10 protein-coding genes are annotated in these 12,210 nt (G+C 58.1%); 7 read left to right on the top strand and 3 right to left on the bottom strand.

Annotated elements, in window-relative coordinates; genetic code table 11:
• Positions 1–256 precede the first annotated feature (256 nt).
• Positions 257–2,356 (top strand): elongation factor G, encoded by a 2,100-nt coding sequence (gene fusA, locus J3R75_RS15930; protein WP_307263587.1) that lies wholly within the window; start codon positions 257–259, stop codon positions 2,354–2,356.
• Positions 2,357–2,477: 121 nt separating this feature from the next.
• On the opposite strand, the gene J3R75_RS15935 is transcribed toward fusA, so the two are convergent.
• The 3 genes from J3R75_RS15935 to J3R75_RS15945 all read right to left on the bottom strand — a co-directional run bounded on the left by J3R75_RS15935 (position 2,478) and on the right by J3R75_RS15945 (position 5,589).
• A complete protein-coding gene (locus J3R75_RS15935; RefSeq protein WP_307263590.1) occupies positions 2,478–3,260 on the bottom strand; it encodes a ThuA domain-containing protein in 783 nt (260 codons plus the stop codon).
• A 59-nt stretch (positions 3,261–3,319) separates the two neighbouring features.
• Positions 3,320–4,072 (bottom strand): alpha/beta hydrolase, encoded by a 753-nt coding sequence (locus J3R75_RS15940; protein ID WP_307263591.1) that lies wholly within the window; start codon positions 4,070–4,072, stop codon positions 3,320–3,322.
• 80 nt (positions 4,073–4,152) lie between these two features.
• Positions 4,153–5,589, bottom strand: coding sequence for a GH39 family glycosyl hydrolase (locus J3R75_RS15945; protein WP_307263593.1), 1,437 nt, complete (start codon positions 5,587–5,589; stop codon positions 4,153–4,155).
• A gap of 80 nt (positions 5,590–5,669) precedes the next feature.
• On the opposite strand from J3R75_RS15945, the gene J3R75_RS15950 reads away from it, so the two are divergent.
• From J3R75_RS15950 to J3R75_RS15975, 6 genes are all read left to right on the top strand, one after another.
• The gene (locus tag J3R75_RS15950; protein WP_307263596.1) at positions 5,670–6,050 is read left to right on the top strand and encodes a hypothetical protein; all 381 of its coding nucleotides are present in this window, start codon (positions 5,670–5,672) and stop codon (positions 6,048–6,050) included.
• A 25-nt stretch (positions 6,051–6,075) separates the two neighbouring features.
• Positions 6,076–7,416: a malic enzyme-like NAD(P)-binding protein gene (locus J3R75_RS15955; protein ID WP_307263599.1), complete on the top strand. Its 1,341-nt coding sequence runs from the start codon at positions 6,076–6,078 to the stop codon at positions 7,414–7,416.
• 235 nt (positions 7,417–7,651) lie between these two features.
• Positions 7,652–8,440, top strand: coding sequence for a MotA/TolQ/ExbB proton channel family protein (locus J3R75_RS15960; RefSeq protein WP_307263603.1), 789 nt, complete (start codon positions 7,652–7,654; stop codon positions 8,438–8,440).
• An 18-nt stretch (positions 8,441–8,458) separates the two neighbouring features.
• Positions 8,459–8,884: an ExbD/TolR family protein gene (locus tag J3R75_RS15965; RefSeq protein WP_307263605.1), complete on the top strand. Its 426-nt coding sequence runs from the start codon at positions 8,459–8,461 to the stop codon at positions 8,882–8,884.
• Positions 8,885–8,985: 101 nt separating this feature from the next.
• A complete protein-coding gene (locus J3R75_RS15970) occupies positions 8,986–11,355 on the top strand; it encodes a tetratricopeptide repeat protein (RefSeq protein ID WP_307263608.1) in 2,370 nt (789 codons plus the stop codon).
• 256 nt (positions 11,356–11,611) lie between these two features.
• Complete coding sequence (locus tag J3R75_RS15975) at positions 11,612–12,145, top strand: FHA domain-containing protein (protein ID WP_307263610.1); 534 nt, start codon at positions 11,612–11,614, stop codon at positions 12,143–12,145.
• Positions 12,146–12,210 lie beyond the last annotated feature (65 nt).

A 12,210-nucleotide genomic window follows, 5' to 3' on the forward strand; every position in this document is an offset into this window, starting at 1 on the left:
GTGATCCGCCGGACGTTATTGCGTTGTTGGCAAAAAATGTGCATAATTATACCATGATGTCAGTTATTGTTTGTTTTTTAGCGTTTAGGCACGATATTATATGTTTTCGCTGCGGTCTCAAGATGCGCGCTATTTGTCTAGGATCGGCGATGTATGTCTTGTTTTGTCAGTTCTTATCAATGTATTAGTGAATGCAAGTGGTGTTAGCCAAACGGTTGCCGAGAGCAGTACTGTTGGCGTGTGAAAGGAAAGAAGAATGGACCGTAAGTACCCTTTGTCAAGAGTACGTAATATTGGCATCATGGCCCATATTGATGCTGGCAAGACGACCTGTACGGAGCGTGTTTTGTATTACACGGGACGCACGCACAAATTAGGAGAGGTACATGACGGTGCGGCGACGATGGACTTCATGGTCCAGGAGCAGGAGCGCGGCATCACGATCATGAGTGCGGCGACGACCTGCGTGTGGCGTGATCATCAGATCAACGTGATTGACACTCCCGGACACGTGGACTTCACGGTTGAGGTTGAGCGCAGTCTGCGTATTTTGGATGGTGCGATTGGCCTGTTCTGCGCGGTTGGCGGTGTTGAGCCGCAGTCCGAGACGGTATGGCGCCAGGCGGAGAAATATCACGTGCCGCGGATTTGTTTTGTGAACAAGATGGATCGCGTTGGCGCGGATTTCTTTTCGGTATTGAAGCAGATTCGTGAGATTCTTGGTGCGAATGCGGTGCCGTTGGCGATACCGATTCGCGAGGGGGCTGAGTTTGAGGGCATTATTGACTTGGTGCAGATGTGTCATGTCCGCTACGTTGAGGATCCCAAGGGGACCTATCCGGTTGACGAGCCGTTGACCGACGAGCTCAAGGAGTACGCCGAGCCCTGGCGCAAGAATCTGATTGAGGCGGTGGCCGAAGTCGACGAGGCTTTGTTTGACAAGTACTGCGCGGATCAACCGATTGATGTCGAGGAAGTTCGTGCGGCGATCCGCAAGGCGACGGAGTCGCAGTTGATCTGTCCGGTGCTGTGTGGCAGCGCGTTTCGTAACAAGGGCATCCAGCGGCTGCTGGATGCGGTGATTGATTATCTGCCCAGCCCCTTGGATGTTCCGCCGGCGGAAGGTACTCTGCCGGACGAGGATACGGTTGTTGTGCGTCATGCCTCGGATGAAGAGCCGTTTTCGGCTTTGGCGTTCAAAGTGGCGACGGACAAGCACGTTGGCAAGCTGATCTACGTCCGGGTGTACTCGGGTATTTTGGAGTCTGGCTCATACGTGTACAATTCGACCAAGGGCAAACAGCAGCGCATTGGCCGTTTGTTTCGGATGCACGCCAATCACCAGGAGATCGTCGAGCGCTTGTATACGGGTGAGATAGGTGCGGCGATTGGCCTACCGGACACGGTTACGGGCGATACGCTTTGTGCCGAAGCGCAGCCGGTGGTATTGGAATCGATTGATTTCCCGGCGCCGGTGATCAGCGTGGCGGTAAAGCCGCAGAGCCGTGGCGATCGTGACAAGCTGATGACGGCTCTCATGAAGCTGGCCGAGGAAGATCCGACCTTTACGGTACGAGTTGACAAGGAGACTGAGGACACGATTATTTCGGGCATGGGCGAGCTGCATTTGGACATTATTGTCGATCGCTTGCGTCGTGAGTTTAGTGTCGGGGTGGATAGTGGGGCGCCGGAAGTGGCCTATCGTGAGACCTGCACGCGTGTGGTTGAGCATGAAGAGCGCTACAAGAAGCAGTCTGGCGGTCATGGTCAGTTTGCGCATGTGATCATCAAGCTGGAGCCGCAGGAACCCGGTGTTGGCTACGAGTTTGTCAACGAAGTCAAGGGCGGCAACATTCCCAAAGAGTACATCCCGGCGATTGAGAAGGGTGTTAAGGACGCCATGGAAGAAGGCCCGAAGGCCGGTTATCCGGTGGTGGACCTCAAGGTGACATTGGTTGACGGGTCGTACCATGAGGTGGACAGTTCGGAAATGGCGTTCCGTCTTTGTGGCTCGATGGCCTTCAAAGCGGCCTTCCTCAAGGGCGGCCCGCAGTTGCTGGAGCCGGTGATGCGCTTGGCTATCACCACGCCGCCGGATTATTCGGGCAGCATCACGGGCAACCTCTGTGGTCGTCGTGGCCGGGTGATGGGCATGGAGGCCATGGGCGAGAAGATCCAGGTGGTCAAGGCGCTGGCGCCGTTGTCCAACCTCTTTGGTTACACCAGCGAGCTGCGGAATATGACTCAGGGACGAGCGGGCTTCAACATGCAGTTTGAGTTTTACGAGCCCGTGCCGAATGCCATTGCTGAAGAAGTGGTTATCAAACGCAAGAAGCTGCGCGAAGAGCGTCGCTGATGCGTCAGTAGCGAGGCATTTGCTCGCTACCTAGCTGAATAAAGACCACGGGCCGCCAGTGCTGGGAAAGCGTTGGCGGCCCGTGGTTTTCTCTGGGCAATTGGTTGCGGCTCTGGGGTGATCAGGCCTTCTGGTGTATGCTGGCGGTGTCGTGTTTGGCGAGCGGATTGGGGGTGCTAATGGGTTCGTCGGCCTTGGGGCGCGGCGTGGTACGTGGTGGCATGATCTGGATGGGGGCGGCCCAGCGGATGGCGTTGGCGATGACGCGCTGGACGTTCGGGTCGTGGTAGATGGGGTAGGTTTCGTGACCGGGAGAGAAGTAGAAGATCTTGCCGTTGTCGCGGTAGAAGGTGACGCCGCTGCGGAAGACGTTGCCGCCTTCGAACCAGGAGGCGAGGATGAGCTTGCCGTCGTCGGGAATGTCAAAGGGTTCGCCGTACATCTCAGAATGGGGCAGGGTGAAGGTTTCGGGGACGCCCTGGGTGATGGGGTGGTTGCCGGCGACGACCCACAGGCGTTCTTTTTCGCCGACTTCGCGCCAACGCAGGCGGCAGCTGGTGCCCATCATGCGGCGGAAAACCTTGGAGTAGTGACCGGAGTGGAGGACGATGAGGCCCATGCCGGCCTGGACGCGCAGCTGGATGCGGTCAATGAGGGCGTTGTCGACTTTGTCGTGGGCGCAGTGGCCCCACCAGACGAGCACGTCGGTGCTGTTGAGGATGTCAGCGGGCAGGCCCTGCTCGGCTTCGTCCAGGCTGGCGATGCGGATGTCGAGATCGTCGGCCTTGAGGGCATCACGCAGATAGGCGTGAATGCCGATGGGGTAGAATTGGCGAATGAGCTCGCCGAGGTTGTTTTGTTCGCGTTCGTGGACGAACTCGTTCCAGATGGTGACATGAATCATGCGGGGGTACTCCTTGGTTGCTGGGTTAGATGCCGGTGGGCACGATTGGGGAAAATAGATCAGAGAAGGAAGGTGCGGATTGCGTCTTCGATATCCGGGTGGAGCTTGTGGGGATTGCTGTCCGGAAGCCAAATGCAGTGGCCATCATTTTGGCGGTGATAAAAGTAGCTTTCGACGGGAGCGCCGACCTGTTTGGCGGCGGCGACAAGGTTGATGGCGGAGGCGATGGGCACGACGGTGTCGTGATGGCTATGGGTGAGCAGCAGGCGGGGGCCATCGGGGCGCAGGAAGGGCATGGGCGAGATACTATCGAGATCAGCCGGGGTGGCGTCGTGGCCGAAGAGAGTGCGGTAACGGTCGGGGAAGGCCGCTGCGTCGGGGCGGGGATCGGCGATGCCTGAGATGGAAATGGCCGCGCGGACGCGGCTGGCTGGCAGGCGCAGGCCGGTCATCAGGGCCAAATGCCCACCGGCGGAGGCGCCGATGATGACAATGCGGCGGCGATCTAGCGTGCTGATGGCGTCGTGCGCGCCGTTGAGGACGAAGCGTGCCGCCTCGATGCAGTCATCGCCGCAGGCGGGCCAGGGAGCGGTACCACAGAGGCGGTAGTGAGTGTTGAAGGTGGCGAAGCCGAGTTCGCAGAGGAATTGGGCGACGCCGGCGAAGCTGCTTTTGTCCATTGCTGACCAGCCGCCGCCGTGAATGGCGAGGGCGATGGGCGTGTGCTGGTCGGCGTGTTCGGGCAGGTAGAGATCACCCAGGCCGCGTTCGCCGTAGCTGGGATTGTAGACGATGTTTGGAATGACGGTCATGGGGGGTGTGACTTGTGGTTATGAGGAGTACCCTCGACGCGTAGTGGTGACTTCCCGCCGGCGACGACTGGGGGTGGGAATCATTTATCGTCAATGCGGTCACTGATGGCGTCTCGATCTGTCAGCAGCAGCGGGTAATCGACTATGGGCAGTCCCTGGCAACAGTGTATGCCAGAGGCGACGCTGGCGGTGTTGGTGACGGCGTAGACCGTGCCGGCGAGCATGTCGATGAGGACGGGATTGCAGATGGGCCGACCAGCTTCACCCGGGAGAAAATGCAGCTGGAAATTGCGGTAGCCGGGGAAGTCGCACTGGACATCCTCGGGGATGTGGTAGGCGTAGATAGGGAAGCCCTTGCGGGTAAAGGTGACGACGCTCAGGGCCAGGTCAAAAAGCCGGGACACGGGTGTGCCGCGGGGGATGCTGGCGGTGGTGTCGGGCTGGGCGTAGAGGTCGGTATGGAGGGTCTCGTCGTCGAAGAGGGCGGCGGCGCTGGCCATGGCGTAGTAGGACATTTTCGGGGTGTAGCTCAAGCCATTGAGCAGGCCGTGGCGGGCGGGGTCCTTGCGGGTGACGTCGCCCATGGAGTAGGGCTTTTCCATCATGTCGGCCATCTGGAAGAAGGACGTCATCATGAGGTCTTCGCCGAGATCGGCGACAATGCGGCGTAGGAGCCACTTGGCCTGGTTCTTTTCGCTGGCCATGACGTGGGTGCCCATCCAGTGGCCGGCGGGGAAATAGGACGCGTAGCCGCCTTCGCCCATGGCGAGTTTGAGGTGGCTGCCGCCGTGGGCCGCAAAACTGCGGCGCTGAGCCTGGACCGCGCAGTGCAGATTCAATTCGGGGAGGATGTTGTAGTTGTGGAAGCAATGGAAGTCTAACTCGGAAGCGATACCGGTAGCCACAAAGCCCGGGAAGTAATGGAGATTGACCATGCCGGCGAGACAGGAACCGATTTCTGCATCGGAGATCTCGGCGCGGATCAACGGCGCGGTCTCTCGGATGAGTCGGGCATATTCGCGGGGATCAGGATTGCTCGGTTGCCAGAAATTCTTGCCCTCGGGCTCGTTCCAGATTTCCCAGCGGCGGACTCGGCCGTGGAAGTGCTTGGCGACAGCGCTGACAAATTTTTTCCAGGCGACGAGTCCTTCGGGGTAGTAGAGTGGCACGAAGCCGACGGCGGCGTCGGTGTACACGTCGGGCATGTACAGCTTGTTGCCGAAACCGAGATTGAACCATGGCTGGACGCCAACAGCCAGCAATCTGTCGACAATATGGTCCAGCCAGGCAAAGTCGTATTCGCCCTTGCGGGTTTCGCATTTGCACCAGCCGGTTTGTACTCGCGCCCATTTGACGCCGATGGCGCCGAGCTGTTCATAGCAGCGGTCGAAATTAAAGACATCGCGGTCGAGGCATTCCATGCCGACACTAATGGCTGATTGACGGATGTCTCGTGATGGCAGGCGGCGTAGTGAGCCGATTTTCTGTAAGGGCAGCGTGTGATCGGAGAAAATCATGACAACGACCTCATTTGGTGACAAGCTACAGTAGGATAACCGAGAAACGCGTGAATATACCATCGGCGGCAAAGGACACAATGGACATCGGGGACAAAAGGCAAGCGGGCCCACCGGGGCCGCGATTGCTCCTCCCGGATTTGGTTGCTGGTAAATGGTCAGCCATGAGGACACTTGGTAACAAGCCAGCCATAGATAACAGCCAGTTCGATGGGACGCCTGGAACCGGTGAGACTTCTTGGCAATCGACGGCAATCGACGGCAATCGACGGCAATCGACGGCAATCGACGGCAATCGACGGCGACCATTGGCAAACAGCCTCACCGGTTCCATACATCTGGCCGATGACGATATTTGTGGCAAAATCTCCGCGGCGGGGGTGTCGGCGTCTGAATCGGGTTTATATTTCACGGTTTGGTATTTGGAAGCCGGGTCGGTGATGCGGCCCGCAGTTATCTAGGCAAGGAACAAAGAAAGTGACGGCCATGAGCAGCAACGACAGTCTGAAGAGCAGGAGTCTGAGTTATCACGAGGAGCCGGTTCCCGGCAAGATCAGCGTTATCTCGAGCAAGCCCTGTGAGACTCAGCAGGATCTGTCCTTGGCCTACACGCCCGGTGTTGCCGAGCCCTGTCTGGCGATCAAGGATGATCCTGCCAGCGTCTATCGTTATACCAGCAAAGGCAATACCGTTGCGGTGGTCAGTGATGGCACGGCGGTGCTGGGGCTGGGCAATATCGGTCCGGCGGCAGGCCTGCCCGTAATGGAGGGCAAGGCCGTGCTCTTCAAACGCTTTGCAGATATTGATGCGATTCCGATCTGCCTGAGCAAAGTGTTTACCGCCGATGGCCACACCGATGCCGACAAGCTCATTGCCGTAGCGGAAACTCTGGAGCCGACCTTTGGTGGCATCAATCTTGAGGATATTGCCGCGCCGGCCTGTTTCAAGGTCGAGACCGTGCTCAAGGAACGCATGGGCATACCGGTTTTTCATGACGACCAGCACGGCACAGCCATCATCTCCCTGGCGGCCCTGCTGAATGCGGTGCCCCTGACTGACCGCAGCCTGGACACGCTGCAGGTCGTGGTCAACGGTGCCGGCGCCGCCGGCATCGCCTGTGCGGAATTTTACATACTCGCCGGTGTGCGGCGTGAAAACGTGGTCATCTGCGACAGTCATGGCGTGGTTTATCAAGGCCGCGAAAAGGGCATGAATCCAGCGAAGGAACGCCTCGCGACCAGTAAGCCCTGCCGGACCTTGGCCGAGGCGTTGGTGGGCGCCGATATGTTCCTGGGCTGTTCCGTTGGCCGTTGTGTGACGCAGGATATGGTTCGCAGTATGGCCGCGAAACCCATCGTGCTGGCCATGGCCAATCCCGTTCCCGAGATTTTTCCCGAAGATGCGTTGGCTGCCGGCGCCTACGTGGTTGGCACGGGGCGCACGGATTTTCCGAACCAGGTCAACAACGTCCTGGGCTTCCCGGGGATCTTCCGTGGTGCCTTGGATGTGCGGGCGCGTGATATCACCGAAGAGATGAAGTTGGCGGCGTCGCGTGCTTTGGCAGAAGTCGCTCGGGCGACGATACCGGCCGAAGTCAAGGCCCAGTTGGCGAAGGCCTATCCGGCTGATGCGGCAGCAGGCGTTTTTGATGGCGAGTGCCCGGTGAAGCCGAGCTATGTCATTCCGAAGCCCTTTGATCCGCGTGTTGTACCGCACGTCGCGCGCCGCGTGGCCGAGGCTGCGGTGGCCCAGGGCAACGCCGATGCGCCGATCGCTGATTTTGACGCCTACGAGGCCGCGTTGGTCAAACGCCTGGCCCACGGCTGAGCGGCCTCAGAAGCCGTCGCCTGCGTGGGGCCATGGAACTGCGCGGGCGACGGCGGGTCGAAACGGGCACGTCGCCGATAGATTCTTGATTAACCGCATGGGCCGGCTACTGTATCGAACACCTTGTGAAATAACATGATGGATCGGATGCTACAGCGACATTTGCGCTGTCTGAACAGGGTGTCCAGGCCGGTATGGTAGCGGGCATTAACAGCAACTCTTGGATAACAACGACATGAACATGAAAACAACTTGGCTGACCGTGCTGTGGACAGCAGCGGCAACGACCTGTTTGCGGGCCCAGGACATCGCCAACACCGCCACCCAGGCAGCGGCGGAGGCTACTGGCGCAGTGCCGGCATTGACTATGACGGACATCATGTCCCGCGGCGGTGACATCATGAAGATTCTGGTACTGTTGTCCTTACTTGCGGTTGCCCTGATTATTTTTTACATCCTCACTTTTCGGGCCGGCCTATTGTATCCCAAACAGTTCATTCTGGAGGCGCAGGATGCCGCTGAGATAGGCGACCTTGCTACCCTGCGGGATCTCTGCCGGGAGAATAATTCCACGGCTGCGAAGATTATTTTGACGACCTTGGAGAATTGCCCTGACAGTAAGTCGCTGGATTATGGCCGGTTGCGTGACGCGATGGAGGACGAGGGCGGTCGTCAGGCTACTTTGCTTTGGTCTCGTCTGCAGTACCTGCTGGATTTGAGTGTAATTGCGCCGATGGTGGGACTGTTGGGCACGGTATGGGGCATGATGGTCTCTTTCTCCGGGTTGGAGAGCGGCGTGAGCATCATCAACAAGGCCGACGCGCTGGCCAGTGGTGTGTCCCAGGCCATGAATACGACCTTCGGTGGCTTGATTGTTGGTATTTTTGCCATGACGGCCTACGACATTCTCCGCGGTCGCCTCAGCCGCCAGATCAGCGCGTTGGAGACTGCCTGCAATTCGGTGCTGCAGCATCTGGTGCCGGTTGGCGGTGGTAATGGCAATGGCAATCGCCCGATGCGCTAAACGATACGGAGTCCACCGATGAATTTCCGAAACAAAGTCCAGGAGAACTCAGTGGGGTTTCAGATGGCCCCGATGCTGGATATTATTTTCATTTTGCTCATTCACTTCATGGCGGCGACGATATTTGCCCATTGGGAGCACAAGCTTGGCATTACGGTACCGACGGCGGACAGCGGCACGCGGGGGATACGGCAGCGCGGCGAAGTGATTATCAATGTGGACGAAGTCGGCAAGATCTACATCAACAGCCAGGAAATGTCGGTGGAACGCCTCGAATCGCTGTTGGCGGAGATTGCGGATGCCTTTCAGGAATATCCCGTGGTCATTCGTGCGGACCGCAACTCCCGGCACCAGTCGGTCATGACCGTGCTGGATATCTGCACGCGGGTGAAGATACACAATGTGGCCTTTGCGTCCATACCGGCAGAGGGGCGGCCTGAATGACCCGGTGTGGTGCCAGTCACAAAGTAGTTAATGCCGTCTGGTTTTCGTCGCGTCTATTGATGATGTGCGGGTGTGCGCTGCTGTTCTTGGCAGTGGGGAAAGTGCATTCCCAGCAAGTCGTCGAAGACATTACCGATGCCCGCACGCAGTACGCTCACGCGACGGGGCTCCTGCGGCGTGAATTTTACGACTTGGCCGAGCCGCAGTTCCGACTTTTCGTTGCCCGTTATCCTAACGACGCGCTGGTGCAGCAGGCCCGTCTTTATTTGATTGAGTGCCTGCGCGGGCAGGGCAAAAAAGATGCCATGCTCCAGGAAATCGCCGAGTTCAAGCAGAGCTATCCGGCCAATGGCAATCACGAAAGTCTGACCCTGTTGGAAGCGGACACGCATTTCAGCAACGGGAACTACGACGCGGCAGCGGCTCTGTTTGCCAGTTTGTTCGCCAGCAAAGACGCTCTGCGCGCGGAACAGGGGCGTTATTTCTGGGGGCAGTGCCAGTTGAAATTGAACAAGCAGGACGAGGCGATGGCGGCCTTCCGAGTTTTGTCGGCGCAGCCGTTTGCCGACGGCTATTTATACCGTCCCTACGCGGTGTATTATCTTGGCTGGCTGGCCTTACAGCGCGGTCACTACAGTGAAGCGGTGGCCACTTTCACCCGTCTGCAGGCTGGCACAGGCATAGCTGACGGGCTGGTTGAAAATGCGTCCTATCGCTTGGCCGAAGCGCTGTTGGGGGCGGGCCGGGAGGCTGAGGCGCTGGCGGCTTACGAAAAATACATCGCCAGTTTTCCCAACGGGCAGTTCGGCCAGGAGGCGCGGCGGCGGCGAATTGAATTGCTTGGCCGTGCCGGTGAGCATGCTCGCGTGGTTGCCTTAGGCAACGAATGGCTGCTGCTTTACCCGGACACGGCTGACCACGGCCTGCTCTTCATTTTTGCCCAAGCACTGTTGGAAACGGGCGACTACGAGCGGGCACAGTATTATTTTGAGCGCCTAGGCAACGAGCCGGCAGTGGCGGCAGACCTGCGCCGGGTTGCTCGCGCCTACACCATCAACTGCTTGTTCATGGCTGGCCAGTACGCCGTGGTGGAAGACTATGCCCGGGCCTTTCTAACGGATTTTCCGGCGGCGGCAGAGAGTGGCAATGTCCTGTTGTGGCGGGCGCGCGCGGCCCTGGAGAGCAACCGGCTCAATGATGCCGAAGTGGCTGGCAAGGCAGCAGTGGCTTTTTTCCATGACGATGTGAAACAGACCCTGCCGGCTACTGAGTTGCTGGTGGTTATCCTCGGTAAACAGGAAAAGTGGTCGGAGGCGGCAGCGGTGCTGCGAAGTCTGGCTAGCCGTGACGGCGTGCCTGATCCCGCGCGCCTGCGCCTGCGGGCAGCGGAGATCGCCTACAAAGCGAAGGATTTTGACAAGGCGAAAACCGACTGTTTGTTTCTGGTGGAGAACTATCCCCAGGAAGACGAATTGGTGCGAGCTGCTAAAAATTATTTGCTGCGCATCGGCTTGGACAACAAGGACTTTGCGAGTGCGAAACGCTATGCCGAAGAGCTGCTGGTCGGCGCACCACGTGATGAACAGGTGCTCTTGACCCAGACGCTCGCAGTCCTGCACTACAATCAGGGCGATAGCGCTGCAGCCATTCGGGTGTTGCAGGATATGCTGTCCAAATCGGGACTTCCCGAACACACGATTTTGCCCATGAAGGTGTTTTTAGGCCGCATCCTGCTTGAAACGGATCGCCAGCGGGAGTCCTTGGTGATCTTCAGCGAGCTGCTGAGTTCGGCGCCTGAGGCGGCGTTGCGGGAGTTGCTTGGCCCCAGCATTCTTTACCAACTCGGTGATAGTGCGGACAAACTGCAGGAATACGCCTTGGCTGAGCAGGCCTGGCAGGCGATCAGCGCGCGCCAGGATTCGGCCTGGACGACGCGGGCGCGACTGCGGCTGGCGCAGACGCTTAGCCTGAAAGGTCAGCCGGAGCAGGCTGCGAAAATGCTTTGGGAGTTGGAGAAGGGTTTTGCCGACGACAATGAGGCCATGGCACTGTACGGGCCGGAACTCTACTCGCTGTTGGCGGAGATTGAGTTGCAGCTGGGGAACAATGACCAGGCGTTGCTCTGTGCCCGCAAGGCGTTGAAAACTGACGGTGGGGACGATGCCCGCCAGCTTACCCGCGCGCGCTGGGTAACGGCTAAAGTCCTGTTTGAAGACGAAAACAGCCCGTCACAGGCCTTGCCGTACGCGGTCAAGTGTTTTATTTTGGCCGAGGACGACGTGTACAGCCCTCGGGCGATGCTTTTGGCCACGCGAATCTTCCTGGCTTTGGGGCGTCGGCGCGATGCCTTGGCGACCTGGCAGGAATTGGCGGCGAAATACCCGTCATGGGCGGCCGCGCAGCGTTCACAAGACTACATTAAGGAGTTGCTCGCCTCAGAAAAGCACGGGGACGGCAAGCACCAACAGTGAAGGCCTGACGGGTTTTTCAGGTGAGTGTCAGTCATCTGGCAAACATGGCCAACGGCTCGGAAGCAATCAGCGTTTCAATAAGTTAAATGCATTGCTTTTGTAAGAAAATTACACAAAGTGGCAATTTCGGCTATATTTATCCGTTGTCTGGCTGTGGAATGAGTACTGATGCTCGCACGGGCTTGTGAAAGTGTGTGATAGTGCGGGTGCGGAGAGCCTGGGTCAAAGGACTTTCAGGAGAAAAGAAGGAAAAAACATGGCTGCTGCAAAAATATTGATCTTGTCAGAGCAGATGCGTGGCGCGTCATTTTCTTTGACGAACGAGCAGTATACCATCGGTCGTTCAGAGAGTGCGGATATATGTATTGCTGACCCGACCATCAGTGGCCACCACTGTACTCTGATTCAGCAGGCTCCTGGCTCATTCGCCATTCGCGATGAAGGCAGCACCAATGGCACTCGTGTCAATGGTGAAAAAGTCCAGACTGAGATCGTACCCTTGAATAACGGTGACATTCTTCAGGTTGGCGGCGTTGAGATACTCTATGACAACAGTGAGGAACGCCGCTCGGATATGCGGGCGACGACGGTGATCAACCTGGAGGAGACAGGCACGGTTGACGTATCGGTCACGGCCATGAAGAATTTGGCCGGTCGTTCGAAGATGAAGCGCAATGGCGCCTTGCGTGAGAACAAGAAGCATACAATGCTTTTCATTGCGCTCATTGCGGGATTGGGCGTTGTCGTTTTGGCCCTGCTGGTGTACATGTTGATCAAAATGAGTAAGTGATGGTTCAACTGCAGGGGGAGAAAAGCCGCACCGGATATTTATTTGGCAGGTGCAGGCATGACTTT

It is taken from the genome of Oligosphaera ethanolica (genome assembly GCF_030814695.1).
Classification (GTDB): Bacteria; Verrucomicrobiota; Lentisphaeria; order Oligosphaerales; family Oligosphaeraceae; genus Oligosphaera; species Oligosphaera ethanolica.